At 35.7% G+C, this 21,187-nt stretch carries 16 protein-coding genes and 1 tRNA gene; all 17 read left to right on the top strand.

The genetic code is table 11. From position 1 onward, the window contains the following. Positions 1 to 372: 372 nt before the first annotated feature. On the top strand, positions 373 to 2,100 hold the full coding sequence (locus tag BP18_RS07000; protein WP_007721506.1) for a phospho-sugar mutase: 1,728 nt from the start codon (positions 373 to 375) through the stop codon (positions 2,098 to 2,100). Positions 2,101 to 2,289: 189 nt separating this feature from the next. Further along, the gene (gene rapZ, locus BP18_RS06995; RefSeq protein ID WP_007721504.1) at positions 2,290 to 3,177 is read left to right on the top strand and encodes an RNase adapter RapZ; all 888 of its coding nucleotides are present in this window, start codon (positions 2,290 to 2,292) and stop codon (positions 3,175 to 3,177) included. Continuing rightward, entirely contained in the window at positions 3,174 to 4,190 is a 1,017-nt protein-coding gene (locus BP18_RS06990; protein ID WP_007721502.1) for a gluconeogenesis factor YvcK family protein, read from the top strand. Before rapZ ends, BP18_RS06990 begins: the two co-directional genes overlap by 4 nt. A gap of 31 nt (positions 4,191 to 4,221) precedes the next feature. Continuing rightward, a complete protein-coding gene (whiA, locus tag BP18_RS06985; RefSeq protein WP_007721500.1) occupies positions 4,222 to 5,178 on the top strand; it encodes a DNA-binding protein WhiA in 957 nt (318 codons plus the stop codon). A 183-nt stretch (positions 5,179 to 5,361) separates the two neighbouring features. Then, a tRNA-Arg gene (locus BP18_RS06980) sits at positions 5,362 to 5,433 on the top strand. Between the two features lie 579 nt (positions 5,434 to 6,012). Continuing rightward, positions 6,013 to 6,993 (top strand): tRNA dihydrouridine synthase, encoded by a 981-nt coding sequence (locus BP18_RS06975; protein WP_007721498.1) that lies wholly within the window; start codon positions 6,013 to 6,015, stop codon positions 6,991 to 6,993. Positions 6,994 to 7,217: 224 nt separating this feature from the next. Then, positions 7,218 to 7,811 (top strand): ATP-dependent Clp endopeptidase proteolytic subunit ClpP, encoded by a 594-nt coding sequence (clpP, locus tag BP18_RS06970; RefSeq protein WP_007721495.1) that lies wholly within the window; start codon positions 7,218 to 7,220, stop codon positions 7,809 to 7,811. A 201-nt stretch (positions 7,812 to 8,012) separates the two neighbouring features. After that, the gene (locus BP18_RS06965; RefSeq protein ID WP_007721494.1) at positions 8,013 to 8,540 is read left to right on the top strand and encodes a DsbA family protein; all 528 of its coding nucleotides are present in this window, start codon (positions 8,013 to 8,015) and stop codon (positions 8,538 to 8,540) included. Between the two features lie 272 nt (positions 8,541 to 8,812). Further along, positions 8,813 to 9,850: a sugar-binding transcriptional regulator gene (locus tag BP18_RS06960; RefSeq protein WP_007721492.1), complete on the top strand. Its 1,038-nt coding sequence runs from the start codon at positions 8,813 to 8,815 to the stop codon at positions 9,848 to 9,850. A gap of 41 nt (positions 9,851 to 9,891) precedes the next feature. Next, entirely contained in the window at positions 9,892 to 10,896 is a 1,005-nt protein-coding gene (gap, locus tag BP18_RS06955) for a type I glyceraldehyde-3-phosphate dehydrogenase (RefSeq protein ID WP_035050519.1), read from the top strand. A 125-nt stretch (positions 10,897 to 11,021) separates the two neighbouring features. Continuing rightward, a complete protein-coding gene (locus BP18_RS06950; protein ID WP_029277631.1) occupies positions 11,022 to 12,209 on the top strand; it encodes a phosphoglycerate kinase in 1,188 nt (395 codons plus the stop codon). Positions 12,210 to 12,239: 30 nt separating this feature from the next. After that, positions 12,240 to 12,995, top strand: a complete 756-nt coding sequence (gene tpiA / locus BP18_RS06945; protein ID WP_007721484.1) for a triose-phosphate isomerase — start codon at positions 12,240 to 12,242, stop codon at positions 12,993 to 12,995. Next, positions 12,995 to 14,524, top strand: a complete 1,530-nt coding sequence (gene gpmI / locus BP18_RS06940) for a 2,3-bisphosphoglycerate-independent phosphoglycerate mutase (RefSeq protein ID WP_007721482.1) — start codon at positions 12,995 to 12,997, stop codon at positions 14,522 to 14,524. Before tpiA ends, gpmI begins: the two co-directional genes overlap by 1 nt. Before the next feature lie 199 nt (positions 14,525 to 14,723). Further along, positions 14,724 to 16,022, top strand: coding sequence for a phosphopyruvate hydratase (eno, locus tag BP18_RS06935; protein WP_007721480.1), 1,299 nt, complete (start codon positions 14,724 to 14,726; stop codon positions 16,020 to 16,022). A gap of 486 nt (positions 16,023 to 16,508) precedes the next feature. Then, a complete protein-coding gene (locus BP18_RS06930; RefSeq protein WP_007721476.1) occupies positions 16,509 to 19,349 on the top strand; it encodes a sigma 54-interacting transcriptional regulator in 2,841 nt (946 codons plus the stop codon). A 63-nt stretch (positions 19,350 to 19,412) separates the two neighbouring features. After that, on the top strand, positions 19,413 to 19,910 hold the full coding sequence (locus BP18_RS06925) for a mannose/fructose/sorbose PTS transporter subunit IIB (RefSeq protein WP_007721473.1): 498 nt from the start codon (positions 19,413 to 19,415) through the stop codon (positions 19,908 to 19,910). Positions 19,911 to 20,103: 193 nt separating this feature from the next. Beyond that, a complete protein-coding gene (serC, locus tag BP18_RS06920; RefSeq protein WP_029278409.1) occupies positions 20,104 to 21,183 on the top strand; it encodes a 3-phosphoserine/phosphohydroxythreonine transaminase in 1,080 nt (359 codons plus the stop codon). Positions 21,184 to 21,187: the final 4 nt, after the last annotated feature.

Here is a 21,187-nt window from a genome sequence, read left to right as displayed (position 1 = left end):
TGAGTTTAAAAAAAGAACCTTGATTAAAACAAAGTTCTTAGTTACCAAAAGTATTTTAATAGGTTATAAAAAAGGAATTCCTCTACCAAAAAAGTAGAGAGAATTTCTTTTTTACTTTTTAGCAATGATGACTACATTTTTTAACAATACGCAAGAAAACAACTTAGCGGAAATTTCAAGCGAGAAAAAGTTGAAAACTCACTATCATTGACTTAAGAGACTTAACAACTATAAAGAGTGTAATCATAATAGTAAAAAAATGTTGAAAGATGGTTTAGATTGAATTGTGTGTAAGAAGCAACAATAAGTGGTATACTCATAAGGGAAGCGTTAACTAAAAAATACTACTAATTATGTAAAGGGTGAATTAAAATGAGCTGGAGAGAGACTTATCAACTTTGGGAAAATTTTAACGATTTAGAAATGGAATTAAAAAATGAATTAAAATCTCTAAAAGATGATTCGGATACATTAGAAGATGCATTTTATGCTCCTCTAGAATTTGGTACTGCGGGTATGCGCGGTATTATTGGTGCGGGTGTTAATCGTATGAACGCTTATACCGTTAGACAAGCAACAGAAGGGTTAGCTCGTTTTATGGATAGTCTAGGAGATGAAACAAAAAAACGTGGAGTTGCCATTGCTTATGATTCAAGACACAAATCACCAGAATTTGCTATGGAAGCTGCAAAAACACTTGGAGCACATGGAATTCCTGCTTTTGTTTTTGAAAGTCTTCGTCCAACACCAGAATTATCTTTTGCAGTTCGTCATTTAAATGCATTTGCTGGTATTATGATTACGGCAAGTCACAACCCTGCAGCGTATAATGGATATAAAGTTTATGGAGAAGATGGCGGACAAATGCCACCTAAAGAAGCAGATGCTTTAACAGAGTATGTTCGTAGTGTCGAAAATATGTTAGAAATTGAAGTATTATCAAAAGAAGATCTTTTGTCTAAAGGTCTGCTTACGATGATTGGTGAAGATGTAGACAGTGAGTACTTGGAAAACGTGAAAAGTGTTACGGTTAACCCAGCACTTGTAAAAGAAATGAGCAAAGAAATGAAACTGGTGTACACGCCACTTCATGGAACGGGCAAAATGATTGGTGAAAAAGCTTTGAAAAATGCAGGTTTTGAATCTATTTATTTAGTTCCTGAACAAGCTGAAGCAGATCCCGATTTTTCAACAGTTAAATCTCCTAATCCTGAAGAACCAGGTGCATTTGAATACGCAATTAAATTAGGAAAAGAAATTGATGCCGACGTATTAGTGGCAACAGATCCTGATGCTGACCGTTTAGGAATAGCTGTTAAGACATCTGAAGGACATTACGAAGTCTTAACTGGAAACCAAATCGCAAGCTTGATGTTGCATTATTTACTAACGGCACAACAAGAGGCTGGAACATTGCCAGCTAATGGAGTGGTACTTAAATCGATTGTTTCTAGCGAGTTGCCTACTCAAATTGCTGAAAGCTTTAATGTTCAAATGGTAGATGTCTTAACAGGATTTAAATTTATTGCTGAGAAAATCAAACAATATGAAACAGATGGCAGTAAGACTTTCTTATTCGGTTTTGAAGAAAGCTATGGTTACCTTGTCTCACCATTTGTGCGTGATAAAGATGCCATTCAAGCTCTTGTATTGATTGCAGAAGTTGCTGCTTACTATAAACAAAAAGGCGATACGTTATATGATGGATTGAAACAAATCTTCCATAACTATGGTCACTATAAAGAAAAAACAATTTCTATCAGTATGCAAGGAATTACCGGAGCTGAAAAAATTAAAGCTTTAATGGTGAAATTCCGTGAAGAATCTCCAGAAGAATTTGCTGGTATTGAGGTAGCGTATGTAGAAGATTTTTCAATCAGCAAACGTAGATTAGCTGACGGTACAGTAGAAGAGATTGATTTACCTCCAGCTGATGTATTGAAATATACATTGGTAGACAACAGTTGGATTGCTATTCGACCTTCTGGAACGGAACCGAAAATTAAATTCTACATTGGAGCATGTGATGACTCAGGTGTTGAAATTGAACACAAAGTGGTTCTTCTTGAAGAAAGTATTAATTCAATCGTAAACGAATAAACAAGTTAACAAAAGAGGTCGGGATAAGTAGTTCCCAACCTCTTTTTTGTATCCTAGTTCTTGTTTAACTATAAAAAGAACATTTGATTAAGTTTTAATGAAAAGCTAGCGATGACTATACATGACACACCCGGAATGCTATAATAGTCTAGATGGAATGCGAAGAACCAAAAGAAAGAGGCGAATAAGATGGTAGATAGTCTACAATTAGTTATTCTTACTGGAATGAGTGGAGCAGGTAAAACTGTTGCAATGCAAAGTTTTGAAGATATGGGTTATTTTTGTGTGGACAATATGCCGCCAAGTTTATTGCCAAAATTTTGGGAATTAGTTAAAGAATCCGGGAAATTAACAAAAATTGCTTTGGTGATTGATTTACGTTCAAGAGCTTTTTTTGATGAAATTGTAACAGCGTTAGAATCAATGGATAATACATCTTTTGTTACGACTAAAATCGTTTATTTAGATGCAAGCGATGAAGAATTGGTTTCTCGCTATAAAGAAACGCGTCGAACACATCCTTTAGCAATGAATGGACGTTTGATAGTAGGAATAAAAAAAGAACGAGAATTATTAGAGGATATAAAAGGACGAGCGCAAGTTGTTATTGATACAACTAAACTAACGCCAAGACAATTAAGAGAACAAATCAATGGCAATTTTAAAACAGATGATACCGAGTTGTTTAGAATTGAAATGGTTTCATTTGGATTTAAATATGGATTACCAATTGATGCCGATGTCGTAATGGATGTTCGTTTTTTACCGAATCCTCATTACATTGATAACTTAAGACCGTTAACGGGACAAGATAAACCTGTATATGACTATGTAATGAAACAACCAGAAACGGAAATTTTTTATCGTAAATTTACAGATTTATTAGAGTACATCTTACCTGGTTATAAAAAAGAAGGTAAGAATAATGTTACTATCGCAATTGGTTGTACCGGTGGGAAACATCGATCAGTAGCTTTAGTAGAACGGATTGCACAAAAAATTGAAATTGATGGTTACCCTGTCCATATTACTCATCGTGATAAAGGGAAGGTTAAAGAATCGGTGAATCGTTCATGATACAAGAAAGGAAAAAAAATAATCCTAAAATAGTTGTTATTGGTGGAGGCACTGGATTACCAGTTATTTTGAATGGACTAAAATCAAAAAATGCCGATGTAACAGCTATCGTAACGGTTGCTGATGATGGTGGAAGCAGCGGGACGTTAAGAAATTATGCTAACATTGTTCCTCCGGGAGATATTCGTAACGTGCTAGTATCACTTTCGAATATTCCCTCTGTCCAAAAGGATATTTTTCAATATCGATTTGATACAAATGACAGTTTTTTAGCGGGTCATTCAATCGGAAACCTAATCATTGCGGCGATGTCTGAAATGAGAAGCAGTATATTTGAAGCGATTCAATTATTATCTAAAATGATGATGGTAGATGGACACGTATACCCAGCTGCAGAAGAGGCGCTGATTCTGCACGCTATCTTTGAAGATGGTACTAAGATTTCTGGAGAATCTAAAATAGCTAAAGAAAGAAAAAGAATAGAACGAGTCTATGTGACCCCAACCGAAGATGACCATAAAGCCAAAGCTTCTAGAAAAGTATTGGCTGCGATTCGTGATGCGGATATGGTCGTATTGGGACCCGGAAGTTTATTTACGAGTATATTACCTAATTTGATGATCGAAGATTTAGGACAAGCTGTCAAAGAAACTGAAGCAAAAGTAGTTTATATTTGTAATATTATGACTCAACTTGGTGAAACAGAAAACTTTACAGATGCAGATCACGTTTGTGTATTACATCAACATTTAGACAAAAAATTCATTGACACGGTACTGGTAAATATTGGAGAAGTTCCAGAAAATTATATGGACACAGAACGGTACAATGAATACTTAGTGCAAGTAGCGCATAACTTTAAAGGCTTAGCTCAAGAGGTGCCTTCTGTTATCTCGGATGATTTCCTTGAATTAAGAGATCAAGGTGTTTTTCATAATGGTACAAAAGTGGTCGACGAATTGTTTAAGTTGGCTTTTGATAATAGACGTTTGGAAAAAAGAACGAGTTACTAAACAAACTAAAATACAGAAAGGAGGTTAGTAGATGTCTTATGCTTCAGAAGTAAAAAAAGAATTGACCCAATTAGAAGTGCACAGAGAACATGCTAAAGCTGAGTTAGCTGCTTTAATTCGGATGAATGGAACCGTTAGTTTGGTTGATAAAAAATTCATTTTAAATGTACAAACTGAAAATGCTGCGATTGCTCGCAGAATTTATATTTTGCTAAAAGATCATTTTGATGTGGAAAGTGAATTATTGGTACGCCGGAAAATGAAGTTAAAGAAAAATAATGTTTACATTGTACGTTTAAAACATGGAACTCAAGAAGTGCTGTCAGATTTATCTATTATGGATGGTATGTCTTTGCACAGCCATGTTTCAGATGAAGTAATGGGAAACACGCAAAAAGTGAAATCTTATTTACGAGGTTCTTTTTTGGCAGGAGGTTCGGTCAATAACCCGGAAACGAGTCGTTACCATCTCGAGATACACTCAAGTTATGAGGAACATAATGATGATATCTGTCAAATGATGAATCAATTTGATATGAACGCTCGTACGTTGGAAAGACGGAACGGATACATCACTTATTTAAAAGAAGCAGAGAAAATTGCCGACTTTTTAGCTTTGATAGGTGCAACTAGCGGAATGCTTAAATTTGAAGATGTTCGTATCATCAGAGATATGAGAAACTCGGTCAATCGTCTAGTGAATTGTGAGAATGCTAATTTAAATAAAACTATTGATGCGGCTAGTAAACAAATCGAAAGTATAAAGTTCATTGATGAGGTGCTCGGGTTAGATAAAATCCCAACGAAATTAAGAGAAATTGCGCTTGTTCGTTTAGAATACCCTGAAGTAACTTTAAAAGAACTAGGAGAAATGATTCCAAGTGGAACAATCAGTAAGTCTGGGATCAATCATCGCTTACGTAAGTTAAATGAGATGGCAGAAAACTTAAGAACTAAAGATCTTATGAAAACGGGCATGCTTAGCTAAAATAAAATGAACCGAAAATAATGTGTTTAAAAAGGGTCAGCAAAAGCTTTCCTTTTTAAGAGCATTGTACGTGGTCTCTTTGGAAGTTCTGCTTGTTTTTTCATTATAACTGGGCTACACTATAATAGTTGGTATTTTACTAACACCAGAACAGCGTTTAACCATTAACGTGTTAGTGTAGTGGTCCCCTTAGTGTAATGGATATCACGTAAGATTCCGATTCTTGAAATGGGGGTTCGATTCCCTCAGGGGGCATAAAAATGCCTAACTAGACTAGATTAACAACTTTTTAAAACAGATGTCACACAATAACTAAGAGAACGTTCATTGTTTAGGGTTTCGTATTTCACTAGACAATTGGCGTTCTCTTTGTTTAATTAAATGGCTCTTCGTCAAATAGTGTGGCTGCTTCAAAAAATTCTTTCGGAATAGACGGATTTGCTTGTAAGAGCCCTGGTACCGTCTTAAGTCTAAAGTCTTAAGAACTTTCAAGCCTCAAACACCGCTTAAACGCTAAAGCGTTAAAGCGATGTAATTCGCATTGAATACTTCACAGGGCTACAAGCAATCCTATTCCTCCAGAATGTTAAGCATGAACTAAATTTATCTATCCACACTAAAAAGTATAGAGTCAATTAAATCAGTAAGCCTGTGAGATAGTAAAAAACACATGGGGCAAAAACTAGATGAGTTGAATTGGACTTATTTTATAAATAAATGTATAATTCCAGATGTTGAAAAAAGCGTCAGTTAGAAGTTAGATAGTTTTTGTATTTTTAGTTTGGGATGAAGGTGTGACCTAAAGTCCCGTTATGAGAGGATCGATTATTAAAAATGAAAGAAAATTTTTGGCAAGATTTGCCACGTCCGTTTTTTATATTGGCACCGATGGAAGATGTTACGGATGTTGTTTTTCGACATGTAGTCAGTGAAGCAGCTAGACCGGATGTATTCTTTACCGAATTTACAAATACCGTTAGTTATTGTCATCCAGATGGACGCGATAGTGTACGTGGGCGTTTAACTTTCACTGAAGATGAACAACCACTAGTAGCTCATATATGGGGAGACGAACCAAAATACTTCCGACAAATGAGTATTGGCATGGCAGAAGAAGGTTTTAAAGGAATCGATATCAATATGGGTTGTCCGGTACCAAATGTAGCTGGAAAAGGAAAAGGCAGTGGCCTTATTCGTCGTTCAGAAGTAGCTGCTGAGTTAATTCAAGCAGCAAAAGCAGGCGGCTTGCCGGTAAGTGTTAAGACGCGCCTTGGATATACAAATATCGAGGAATGGCGTGATTGGTTGACACATATTTTTGAACAAGATATTGCGAATCTTTCTATCCATTTGCGGACAAGAAAAGAAATGAGTAAAGGTGCTGCTCATTGGGAAATGATTTCAGAAGTTAAAAAATTACGAGATGAAATTGCACCGCAAACGCTGTTGACAATTAACGGAGATATTCCAGACCGCGAAACGGGATTGAAGTTGGTTGAGGAATATGGTGTAGATGGAGTTATGATTGGGAGAGGTATCTTCCAAAATCCTTATGCATTTGAAAAAGAACCGAGAGAACATAGCAGTAAAGAGCTGTTGGAACTTTTTAGATTGCATTTAGATCTTTTTGATAAATATACAGTTGATGAACCACGCTCATTTAGACCTCTTCGTCGCTTCTTTAAGATATACGTCCGAGGTATTCGCGGAGCGAGTGATTTAAGAGTGCAGTTAATGGAATCAGAGACAACGAATGAAGCACGAATCTTACTTGATGAATTCGAAGAAAACAACAAGGATATTCTGGGCGAATAGCAAAAGCTGTTCTATTCATTTAAATTTTTTGAATTATTTTTTGTGTTATACTTGTTTTATCAATCGGTAAATTAAGGATTAATAAAGACCGTTTAGTTGGAAAAAACAACGAACAAAAAAATTGACCTTTATTGACCAATGAAGTAAAATACAAGTAGTAACTTAATAAGTAGATAAATTATTTACACAATAAAGAAATGTATATTTGAGGAGGAAGCAAAATTATGAACTTAATCCCTACAGTAATCGAACAGTCATCAAGAGGTGAACGTGCTTATGATATCTATTCTCGTCTTTTAAAAGACCGTATTATTATGTTAAGTGGTCCAGTAGACGATGATTTAGCAAATGCTGTAATCGCTCAGCTTTTATTTTTAGACGCACAAGATTCTGAAAAAGATATTTATATTTACATCAATTCTCCAGGTGGAAGTGTAACAGCTGGATTAGCTATTTTTGATACAATGAACTTTATTAAAGCAGATGTACAAACGATAGCAATGGGAATGGCTGCTTCAATGGGAAGTTTCTTATTAACAGCTGGTACTAAAGGCAAACGTTATGCTTTGCCAAATGCTGAAATCATGATTCACCAACCATCAGGCGGATCACAAGGACAAGCGACAGAAATCGAAATTGCTGCTCGTCATATTTTGAAAACACGTGAGCGTTTAAATAAAATTTTGTCAGAACGTACAGGTCAACCAATTGAAGTTATCCAACGTGATACAGATCGTGATAACTACATGTCTGCAGAAGATGCAAAAGCATATGGTTTGATTGACGAAATTATGGAAAACAACTCATCTTTAAGCTAATAAACTGAGTAGAAATGAAAAAGGGACTGAGAAATCAGTCTCTTTTTTTGTTTGGAATTTTATGTAGATGAATCAATAGCATCTACCAAACACCTTATTATTTCTTTAGTAGAAAAGAAATAATAAGGCTAAAACGTTTAATCGCATTAAAATTAGCGGTATAATAAATTTAGTTAGTAAAATAAAGGAGGTTTTAAATTAATGGACATAAGTACGATTAAAGCAGAAAAAGTAAATACAACCATTGGAATTAAAATTGGAAGCGAGGACGCTCCCGTTAAAGTAATTGAATTTATTAATTTGAAATGTCCGTATTGCAAAATGTGGTATGAAGACTCAAAAGACTTATTAGCAGAGTACGTTTCAGCAGGGAAAGTCCAACGAGTCATTAAACATTTTGATAAAGAAAAGCCAAGTTTGAAAAAAGGAAATGTTCTTCATCGTTATTTAGATTATACCAATCCCGAAAAAGCGCTTGAAGAAATAGATTATTTTTTCGCACATCAGGATGAATGGGGAAATCTAGGAGATTTTGATGCAATTGCAGAGTATGCCGAAGAAAAAAGAGGACTATCTTTACAATCAAATGAAATGGCAGCCCAAGGCATTGTAGAAGAAGCCAATGAAGCAAAAGTTGTATTTGTTCCTACCGTCTTTATTGAAAAAGAAATCTTTGATGAACACATTACACCACAAGAACTTAAAGATTTGATTGAAGCACGTATTTAATTAAATAAAAGTGCAAAGATCAAATTACTTATATAGTAGTTAATGTAAGATTTAGAAACATAATAGTTGAAATTTAAGGAGTTAACTGGTACAATCATTGATGTGAGAGATGGTAATAGTGTTAATTTAAATGCTATTGAAGAATGATAAGAAAACAGCAACAGGAAACTGATAGTTTGTTTTTCATTTCGTATCTCTTGTTTTTTTAAGTAACAAGGGTCGCCGAACGACTAACGCGGTCACAAAGCGTCCAACGTGGAAAGAGGTCGCTTATGCAAAATGTATTATCAGTTGTTGAAGAAGTCATTCCAGATATCATGTATACACTTCAAAATCGTTACCACATTTTGCGCAATGTCTTTTTAATGGGTCCAGTCGGCAGAAGAGTTTTAGCTGATCGTATGGGAATTACAGAACGTGTTCTTCGTACAGAATCAGAAGGATTAAAGAAGCAAGGATTAATAAAAACTTCAAAAATGGGAATGGAATTGACTGAAAAAGGCGAATCCATTTATCACCAATTAGATCAATTAATGGGTCAACTATTGGGGATGAAAGAGAAAGAAAAACAACTTGCATCTTATTTGGAGATTGAACATTGTGTGATCATTTCAGGTAACGTAGATGAACAGGTTAAACTGCGTGAGGAAATAGGTCATGCTACATTAGAAGCTCTAGATTTTTTACTCCCAGAAGGAAACAATATTGTTGCTGTAATGGGCGGTACAACTATGGCAGAAGTAGCAAATCAAATGAATGAAACTCTCTCGAGAAAAAGAAAGTTGATTTTTGTTCCAGCTAGAGGCGGTTTAGGCGAATCGGTGGATATTCAAGCGAATTCCATTAGCGCTTTAATGGCACAAAAAACTGGTGGCGAAAATCGGGTTCTCTATGTTCCAGAACAAGTAAGTGAAGAAACATATAAACCACTTTTACAAGAACCTGGTATAAAAAAGACCCTTAAAATGGTCGATGATGCCAATTGTGTTTTATATGGCATAGGAGAAGCTATGCATATGGCAGAACGCAGAGGGATGAACGAAGAAGTTCTAGCTCTGATTAAAAATAAAGCTGCAGTTGGGGAAGCCTTTGGAGAATTTTACAATCAGTCTGGTGAAGTGGTTTATAAAATACCACGCATTGGGATGCAATCAAATAACTTAGCAAATATTGCTAGTGTGATTGCGATAGCTGGCGGTAAATCTAAAGCAGAAGCAATTGAAGCTCATATGAAAAACGCACCTCGCCATACGTGGCTCATCACAGATGAGGGTGCTGCTAACGAGATTTTAACAGGGATAACCCTTTAAAATAAATATATTGTACGATTCCTAAAGGAGGAAATCTATTTATGACAGTTAAAGTAGGTATTAACGGTTTTGGACGTATTGGTCGTTTTGCATTCCGTCGTATTCAAGAATTAGAAGGTATTGAAGTGGTAGCAGTTAACGACTTAACAGATCCAAAAATGCTAGCTCACTTATTAAAATATGATACAACACAAGGACGTTTCAACGGTGACGTTGAAGTTAAAGATGGCGCATTTACTGTTAACGGTAAAGACATCAAAGTTTTAAGTAACCGTAACCCAGAAGAACTTCCATGGGGAGAACTTGGAGTTGAAATCGTATTAGAATGTACTGGTTTCTTCACTACTCAAGAAGCTGCTGAATTACACATTAAAGCAGGAGCTAAAAAAGTTGTTATCTCTGCACCAGCAACTGGTAACATGAAAACAATCGTTTACAATGTAAACCACGAAACTCTTGACGGTTCTGAAACAGTTATCTCAGGTGCTTCATGTACTACTAACTGTTTAGCTCCTATGGCTCAAGTACTAAATGACAAATTTGGTATTGAATTAGGATTAATGACTACAATCCACGCTTACACAGGTGACCAAAATACATTAGATGCTCCACATCCAAAAGGCGACTTCCGTCGTGCTCGTGCTGCAGCAGCTAACATTATCCCTAATACAACTGGTGCTGCTAAAGCAATCGGTGAAGTATTACCAGAATTAAAAGGTAAATTAGATGGAGCTGCACAACGTGTTCCAGTTGCAGCAGGTTCATTAACTGAATTACAAACTGTATTAAAAACTAAAGTAACTGCTGAAGAAGTAGATGCAGCAATGAAAGCAGCAGCTAACGAATCTTACGGATATACTGAAGATGCAATCGTTTCTTCTGATATCTTAGGAATGTCATTCGGTTCATTATACGATGCAACTCAAACTAAAGTTATCACTGTTGGTGACAAACAAATCGTTAAAACTGTTGCTTGGTATGATAACGAAATGTCATACACTTCACAATTAATTCGTACTTTAGAATACTTTGCTAAATTAGGTTAATCTTTAAAGAGAAACTTAAATTAGGATAGAAAATAATAAAAGCGGGGAGGCAGCGCGCTTCCTCGCTTTTCTTTTTTCAAAGATTAGTATTTACACATAATTGCTCGATACAGGAGGAATCTTTAATGGTGAAAAAAGTTGTAACTGATTTAGACTTAAAAGGTAAAAAAGTTTTAGTACGTGCAGACTTTAATGTTCCAATGAAAGACGGCGTTATTACTAATGACAACCGTATTCAAGCAGCATTACCAACTATTCAATATGTTATTGAACAAGGTGGGAAAGTTATTTTATTCTCTCACTTAGGTAAAGTAAAAACTGAAGAAGATAAAGCAGGCAAAAGTTTACGTCCAGTCGCTGAACGTTTAAGCGAATTATTAGGAAAAGACGTTACATTTGTACCTGAAACACGTGGCGAAAAATTAGAAAGTGCTATCGAAGGCTTAAATGCTGGAGATGTATTAGTATTTGAAAACACACGTTTTGAAGATGTTGATGGTAAAAAAGAAAGCAAAAATGATCCTGAACTTGGCAAATACTGGGCAAGCTTAGGCGACGTTTTCGTTAATGATGCATTTGGTACGGCTCACCGTGCACATGCTTCTAACGTAGGAGTTGCTTCAAATCTTGAATCAGCTGCTGGTTTCTTAATGGATAAAGAAATCAAATTTATCGGTGGCGCTGTTGATGAACCTAAACGTCCGTTTGTGGCTATTTTAGGTGGAGCAAAAGTTAGTGATAAAATTGGTGTTATTGAAAACCTATTAAGTAAAGCAGATAAAGTTCTTATCGGAGGCGGAATGACTTACACTTTCTACGCTGCTAAAGGCATTGAAATTGGTAAATCATTAGTTGAAGAAGATAAAATTGAGTTAGCTAGAACATTGATTGAAAAAGGCGGAGACAAATTAGTCTTACCAATTGATTCTGTTACTTCTCCAGAATTCAGCAATGACACACCAACTGAAATTCATGATGGTGCTGTACCAGCTAATCAAATGGGTCTTGATATTGGACCAAAAACAATTGAATTATTCACTAAAGAATTACAAGGTGCTAAAACAGTTGTATGGAACGGACCAATGGGTGTTTTTGAAATGTCTAACTTTGCTCAAGGTACAGTTGGAGTCTGTGAAGCAATTGCTAACTTAACAGATGCAACGACTATCATTGGTGGTGGAGACTCTGCAGCTGCAGCAATGCAATTAGGTTTTGCAGATCAATTCACACACATTTCTACAGGTGGCGGAGCGTCATTAGAATACCTTGAAGGTAAAGAACTTCCAGGCGTAGCATCTATTTCAGATAAATAAGTTAGTTCAATTAGAGAAAGGAAGTTAATTATGCGTAAACCAATTATTGCTGGTAACTGGAAAATGAACAAAACAGCTGCTGAAGCTGCTGCGTTTGTTGAAGCAGTTAAAACAAAAATCCCTTCTTCTGAACAAGTAGATTCAGTTGTTGGAGCTCCTGCTTTATTTTTACAATCATTAGTTAAAGCATCAGAAGGAACAGAATTGAAAATTGCGGCTCAAAACAGCCACTTTGAAGCATCTGGAGCATTTACAGGCGAAATTAGCCCTGTAGCTTTAGGAGACTTAGGAGTTGATTACGTAATCATTGGTCACTCTGAACGTCGTGAATTCTTCCACGAAACAAATGAAGAAATCAATAAAAAAGCACATGCTATTTTCAAAAATGGTATGGTTCCAATTATTTGCTGTGGCGAAACGTTAGAACAACGTGAAGCTGGAGAAACAAATGAATGGGTAAGTGGTCAAGTTAAAGCTGCAATCGCTGGTTTAACAGATGGTCAAGTAGCTGAATCAGTTATTGCATACGAACCAATCTGGGCAATCGGAACTGGTAAATCTTCAACATCTAAAGATGCAAACGACACTTGTGCTGTTATCCGTCAAACGATTGCAAAAGAAGTTTCTCAAGATGCTGCTGATGCGGTACGTATTCAATACGGCGGTAGTGTAAAACCTGAAAATATTGCTGAATACATGGCTGAATCAGATATTGATGGAGCTTTAGTAGGAGGAGCAAGTTTAGAAGCAGAATCGTTCTTAGCATTATTGGAGGCTGTTAAATAATGACAAAAGCACCAGTAGCTATTATCATTCTTGATGGATTAGGATGGCGTCATGAAGTTATGGGTAATGCCGTAGCTCAAGCTAAAAAACCAAATTTTGATCGTCTTTTAGAAAAATACCCTCATAGTACATTAAAAGCTTCTGGATTAGACGTTGGTCTTCCAGTAGGTCAAATGGGGAATTCTGAAGTAGGACATACAAATATTGGAGCTGGACGTATTGTATATCAAAGCTTAACACGTATTGATAAAGCAATTGAAGATGGCGAATTCCAAACGAACCCTGTTTTAAGCGATGCAATGGATAGTACAATTAAACACCAATCTAATTTGCATTTGTTTGGATTATTATCAGATGGTGGAGTGCATAGTCACATCAATCATTTGATTTCATTAATCAAAACAGCTAAAGAAAAAGGCGTTCCGAACATTTATGTTCATGCTTTCCTTGACGGACGTGATGTTTCTCCTAATTCTGGAATCAACTATGTTGAGCAATTAGAAGAAGCAATCAAAGAAATCGGAGCAGGTGAAATTGCCACTATTTCTGGTCGTTTCTATGCAATGGATCGCGACAAACGCTGGGAACGTGTAGAAAAAGCTTATAATGCTATTGCTCATGGCGAAGGCGAAAAAGCAACTAGTGCACTAGCTGCTGTTCAAGCAAGCTACGACAAAGAAAAATTTGACGAGTTTGTTATGCCAACCGTTATTGAAAAAGACGGAAAACCTGTAGCAACTTTACAAGATAATGATTCTATTATTTTCTTCAACTTCCGTCCGGATCGTGCAATTCAATTATCAAATGCTATTACTGATGATGAATGGACATTCTTTGATCGTGGACAAAGAGCACAAAATCTTAAACTTGTTACGATGACAATGTATAACCCAAGTATCAAAGCTGAAATAGCATTCCCACCAGTAGCCTTGAAAAATGTTATTGGCGAAGTTCTTTCAAATGAAGGGTTATCTCAATTGCGTATTGCGGAAACTGAAAAGTATCCACATGTTACCTTCTTTATGAATGGTGGACGTAATGAAGAATTTCCAGGTGAAAATCGTATCTTAATTCCATCTCCAAAAGTGGAAACATATGACTTGAAACCTGAAATGAGTGCTTATGAAGTAACGGATGCTTTAGTGGCAGATATTGAAGCGGATAAACATGATGCAATTATCTTAAACTTTGCTAACCCGGATATGGTTGGACACTCAGGTATGCTTGAACCAACAATCAAAGCGATTGAAGCTGTTGATGAAAACTTAGGTCGTGTAGTTGATGCAATTACTGCTAAAGGTGGATATGCTATTATCTTTGCCGATCACGGTAATGCAGATACAATGACAACACCTGAAGGCAAGCCGCATACAGCTCATACAACTGTTCCTGTTCCTGTAATTGTAACTAAAGAAGGAGCAACAGTACGTGAAGGCGGACGTCTAGCTGATATTGCACCAACAATGTTAGATTTACTAAACATTGAAAAACCAGTTGAAATGACTGGCGTATCTTTAATTCAAAAGTAAATTAAACTAAATATTATGCGAAAGAAAATGATGTAAAAGCTGCAGACTTTGCATAAATTCTTTCCATTAATAAGATTAATAAAAGAAACTGCTAGACAATGCTTAAAGTGTTTGCATTTAGCAAGTAAACTCATTAAAATGTAGCTATGGGCAAAGCCCTGGCACTAAAAATTTTTTATACTCAAAGGAGAGAAATTAAATGCCATTTATTACAGATATTTTAGCTCGTGAAGTATTAGACTCACGCGGTAACCCAACAATCGAAGTAGAAGTTTACACAGAAAGCGGAGCATTTGGCCGTGGAATGGTACCATCAGGAGCTTCAACAGGAGAACACGAAGCAATTGAATTACGTGACGGAGACAAATCTCGTTACCTTGGAAAAGGTGTTTTAAAAGCAGTAGAAAACGTGAACAACGTTATTTCTGAAGCTCTTATTGGATTTGACGTTCGCGATCAAATGGCAATTGACAAAACAATGATCGAATTAGACGGAACTCCTAACAAATCTAAATTAGGCGCTAACGCTATTTTAGGTGTTTCAATCGCTGTAGCTCGTGCTGCTGCTGATTACCTAGATGTTCCTTTATACCAATACCTAGGTGGATTCAATACTAAAGTATTGCCAACTCCTATGATGAACATCATCAATGGTGGATCACATGCTGATAACAGCATTGACTTCCAAGAATTCATGATCATGCCTGTAGGAGCTCCTTCATTCAAAGAAGCTTTACGTATGGGTGCTGAAGTATTCCACGCATTAGCTGGAATCTTAAAAGCAAAAGGTTTAGCTACTTCAGTTGGTGACGAAGGTGGATTCGCTCCTAACCTAAGTTCTAACGAAGAAGGATTTGAAGTTATCATCGAAGCTATCGAAAAAGCTGGTTACAAACCAGGTGAAGACGTTATGCTTGCAATGGATGCTGCTTCATCAGAATTCTACAACAGTGAAAAAGGTGTTTATGACTTAGCTGATTCAGGCGAAGGTGAAAAAACTGCTGATGAAATGATCGAAATCTACAAAAACTTAGTTGAAAAATACCCAATTATTTCTATCGAAGATGGATTAGATGAAAATGACTGGGAAGGTACTAAAAAATTAACTGAAGTTTTAGGCGATAAAGTTCAAATCGTTGGTGACGATCTATTCGTTACAAACACTGAAAAATTATCTAAAGCAATCGAAATGGGAGTAGCAAACTCTATTCTTATCAAAGTTAACCAAATTGGTTCATTAACTGAAACTTTTGACGCTATCGAAATGGCTAAAAAAGCTGGTTACACTGCAGTAATTTCTCACCGTTCTGGTGAAACTGAAGATTCAACAATTGCTGATATCTCAGTTGCTACAAATGCTGGACAAATCAAAACTGGTTCTCTTTCACGTACTGACCGTATTGCAAAATACAACCAATTGTTACGTATCGAAGATCAATTAGGCGATTTAGCTGTATACGAAGGCAAAAAAGCTTTCTACAACCTAAAAAACAAATAAGAATTTAAGTTAAACTAAATTCTTGAATAGAGAAACACTTCATTAGTTGAGGCAACGCAACTAATGAAGTGTTTTTTTCTCTTTTCTTTAAATGATGTAGCTGCTTCTAAAAATTCTTTCGGAATAGACGTATTTGCTTGTAAGAGCCCTGGTACCGTCTTAAGCCTAAAGTTGTCATGGTTGTTGCTGCTTCAGCTGCTTACAAACATGATAGACTTGGGCATGAGTGCCCACAGTGCTACCCTTTCATTTTTCTACAGGGCGACAAGCAATCCTATTCCTCCAGAAGTGTGAAGCATGAACTAAATTCATCTATCAACACTAAAAAGTATAGAGCCCAAAAAAATCACTTGTGGTTGTGAACAAAAAATGAACATTAACACCAGATTTGATACACAAATTTTACTGTATCAAATATTAGGATACAAAGCCGTTTATTTGTGATAGACTGTAAGCGATTAAGACTAAAAGAAAGCAGGTAGCTAAATGAAAAGAAAAGATTTAGTTTATCAGTTTGTAAAAAATCATACTGAAAACCTTACTAGTGATGAAATAGAATTCGGATCAGGAATGACAACTATTGAAATTTCTGAGGCGCTAAATATCATTCGCAATAATGTAAGTAAAGAGTTGAATCTTTTAGTTCGCGAAGGAAAGATAGCGAAACTTGAAGGAAGACCTGTGCGATATATTGACAGTGGTTGCTTAAAATGGAAGCCGTTATCGAAAGTTGTAAAATCCTATAAAGATGAAACCTTGATAAAAAAAGAACCCACAATAGAACAACAAGAAGATACTAGAAAAAATGATCATAATTTATTTGAATACATGATTGGCTCAAATGGTAGTTTGAAAAACCAGATGGAGCAAGCAAAAGCAGCTATTTTTTATCCACCTAAAGGCTTAAACAGCTTAGTAATTGGTCCAACGGGCTCTGGGAAAACTTTTTTTGCGAATGCGATGTATCAATATTCGCAAGACAAAGGAATCATTGAACCAAATCAATCAATGATCATCTTTAACTGTGCGGACTATTCGCAAAATCCGCAATTGTTGATGTCTCATTTGTTTGGACATGCTAAAGGGGCCTATACAGGAGCTACAGAAGCAAAAGAAGGCTTATTGCTTAAAGCTGACAATAATATGTTATTTCTAGATGAGATTCACCGATTGCCTCCTGAAGGACAAGAAATGCTCTTTTATTTTATGGATACAGGAACGTTTCAACCAATGGGGGAAACGGATAAACGGTATTCAGCCAAGGTTAGAATTATTTGTGCAACAACTGAAGATCCAAATTCGACTTTGCTAAAAACATTTGTAAGACGTATTCCCGTTACCATTCAATTGCCAGCTTTTAATGATCGTCCTGCTAGTGAACGTGTACAATTGCTTAAATTATTGCTTTCTATTGAAGCAAAACGAATCGACAAACGAATTGTTGTAGAAGAAGACGTCGTCAAGGCATTGCTTGGAAGTGTCACTTATGGAAATATTGGACAATTAAAATCCAGCATCCAATTAGCTTGTGCCAAAGCCTTTTTGAATAGTATGGATAATAACGAAGAAATGTTGATCAATATGGATGGTTTAACAGGAGAATTACAAGAAGGACTAATCAATATTGCAAGAAATCGAGATGAATTAAATGAAATCTCCAATTATCTTGAACCACGTATGATAATTCAGCCAAAAGATTCGGTTTATATTTTAGACAAAGATTCTTATGAATTGCCGTTTAATTTATATGAGATTATTGGAGATAAAGCCGTGATGCTAAAAGATGAAGGGCTAACACAAGAAGACATCGAAAATTTTATCACGACTGATATCAATCTTCATCTGAAATCCTTTTATAAAACCAATCAATTGATTCCAAATAATGAACACAACTTAAGAGATATTGTTGAACAAGAAGTCATAACTTTAACAAAAGAAGTATGGAAAATGGCGGAAGAACATCTAGGTTATAAGTTTAAACAAAACTTTTTATATGCCATGAGTCTTCATCTCAGTTCATTTATCAAGCGGTCTAAAGAAGGCTTTGTGCAAATAAAACAAAATAGTGAATTAGATAAAATAATTTTAAATTATCAAAAAGAATATGAAGTAGCCATTATGATTAAGGATCATATGAAAGAAAATTATCAAATTATTGTGCCAGAAGTAGAGTGTTGGTACTTAACGATGTTATTAGTGTCTTTAAAAGATCCAAATAATTTGGGAGATGTTGGAATAGTCGTTGCAGCACACGGTCGCTCAACAGCTACGAGTATGGTGCAAGTAGTATCAAAATTGTTAGATGTTAAAAATATTGAAGCTGTTGATATGCCTCTGGAAATGAGTCCGCAACAAGCCTATAAACTGGTTCTTGAAGCTATTCGAAATGTAAACGAAGGTAAAGGGGTGCTGTTGTTAGTCGATATGGGCTCATTAACTACTTTTGGCATAAAAGCGATGAGAGAAACGGATATTGCTGTCCAAATGTTAGATATGGTGACGACTCCGCTTGTATTGGAAGCTGCGCGTAAAACATCTTTAATGGATAACCAATTAGATGAAGTTTACTGGTCTTTGAAAAACTTTAGAGGATACAGCAATCTTCCTGAGGAAAAAACAGCTCTTTCTCCTGTGTTTCAACAGCAAGAAATCAATAAACCAAAGGCCATTATTACCATTTGTTCAACAGGTGAAGGAACCGCTATCCGAATAAAACAACGTGTAGAAAGTGTATTAGAAACTTTTATTGATGAGACAATTGAAGTTTTTTCTGTCTCTTTAGTCGGATTGGAAGAAGAAGTTTCAAAAATTGCTCAAGAGTATCATGTGTTAGCAACTGCAGGTGTTCAAAAGACAACTTTAGAGGTTCCACATCTTTCTTTAGAAGAGTTATTTCAAACTTCTGGAGATGAAAAAGTTAAACAAGTCATTCTAGCACAGCAATATCTTGAAGGAAACTACGCTAAGTCAATGGACACAAAGCAGCTTTGTGAAGAGTATTTAGCTACTTACTTTACCTTCTTAAATCCCCGTAAATTTATTAATATATTATGGGATTACACAGAATTTATTGAAGAAAAATTAAATACAACACTCAGCAACAGTGTTCAAATAGGGTTGTTGATGCACATGGCTGGAGTGATTGAACGAGTTTTATTTAAAGATCCACTCAATCAGCCAGATGAAGCCATTGATAAAAACTCTATTTATTATCAAGCGATAAAAGAAGCTAATTTAGTGCTTGAATCAAAATTAAATATGAGTATTCCAGAATCAGAATCGTTTTATATTGTTAAAATAGTTGATGTACAAAATGAAACGATTTAGGGTTGAAATCGATCAGTCTATCTATCTAATTTGTTGCAATGTGTAAAAGGAGAATGAGTGAAAATGTCAATGGAAATTCGTTTAGCTCGTATTGATGATCGTTTGATTCATGGTCAGGTTGCAACGGTATGGGCGAAAGTAACAAAAGTAAACCGTATTTTAGTGGTCAGTGATGAGGTAGCAAAAGACATATTGAGAAAAACGTTGTTAAAACAGGCCTCTCCTCCAGGAATTATTGTAAATGTCATTACTATTGATAAAATGATCTCAATATTTAATGATCCAAAATTCGATAGTTTTAAATCAATGTTGTTGTTTACAAGTCCACATGATGTAAGAAGAGTAGTGGAAGGCGGAGTAATTCTTGACTCTATCAATATTGGAGGCATGAGTTTTTCAGGTGGTAAAAAAATGATTACAAATGCTGTAGCAGTAAATAGTCAAGATATAGAAGACTTGAAGTATTTAAATGATAAAGGAATCAATTTAGAGATTCGTAAAGTAGTAGCAGACAATAAGGTTCACATGATGGATTTGTTGAAAAAAGAAAAAATGCTCTAATTTTTTTCTGAATATAGTTTAGAATCTGAATTAGATAAGCAAGAGGGGCTGATATATCGGCTCCTCTTTTTTGTATACTTTTGTAAAAAAGAATAAGTTTGCCTGTTTAAATACGAAAATACTGGTATAATAAAAAAAGAAGTTTATTAAAATCCGATTAGCTTAATCGGTATATTATTAGGAGTGGATTAAAATGGATCGTGTGTATAATTTCTCAGCAGGACCAGCTGTTATGCCGGTGACTGTATTACAAAAAATTCAAAAAGAGCTGTTATCGTATCAAGACAGTGGTATGTCAGTTATGGAATTAAGCCATCGGTCATCCTTATTTCAATCTATTTTGAATGACGCTGAATCATTATTACGTGAATTGATGGATATTCCTTCAAATTATGAAGTGTTGTTTTTACAAGGCGGAGCGAGTTTGCAGTTTACCATGCTGCCAATGAATTTAGGGAAAGCTAAAGTTGCATACGTCAATACTGGAAGTTGGTCGCAAAAAGCGATTGAAGAAGCTGAAAAAATTAACGGTCTAACGGTAGAAGTTATCGCTAGCTCAAAAGAGAATCAATTTTCCAAAAATCCTGTAGTACCCCTAGTCGATGAAACATTTGATTATGTGCATATCACAACGAATAACACAATTGAAGGCACAGCTTTTCTTGATGTTCCAACTAGTGGAGATGTACCACTAGTAGCGGATATGTCTTCAAATATTTTATCAAGCAGCTACAAGGTATCGGATTTTGGTTTGATCTATGCTGGAGCTCAAAAAAATATAGGACCTTCTGGCTTAACAGTTGTGATTTTGCGCAAAGATTTAATCGGTCTAAAAGAAAATTTACCGGCAATGCTAGACTACAAAGTGCAAGCAGATAATGGTTCAATGTACAACACTCCACCAACATTTGCTATTTATGCAGCTAAATTAATGTTTGAATGGCTTCAAGAATTAGGTGGCGTTGCGGAAATTGAAAAATTAAATCGAAAGAAAGCCGCTATGCTTTATGAAACAATTGAAGCATCAAAACTATATCGTTCACCGGTTGATAAAGGGTCACGTTCTTTAACCAATATCCCATTTGTTACGGGAGATGCAGAAATGGACAAATTATTTATTAAACAAGCAGAAAATAAAGGGATGATTAATTTAAAAGGGCATCGTTCTGTAGGTGGGATGCGCGCTAGTTTATATAATGCCTTTCCTTTAGAAGGTGTAGAAGAATTAATTAATTTTATGAAAGAATTTGAAGCGAAAGTGGAAGGGGACTAGCAAG

This window comes from Carnobacterium jeotgali MS3 (assembly GCF_000745125.1).
Lineage (GTDB): Bacteria > Bacillota > Bacilli > Lactobacillales > Carnobacteriaceae > Carnobacterium_B > Carnobacterium_B jeotgali.
Note: the sequence above shows the minus strand (reverse complement) of the source record. Positions and strands in the feature narration are given on the sequence as shown.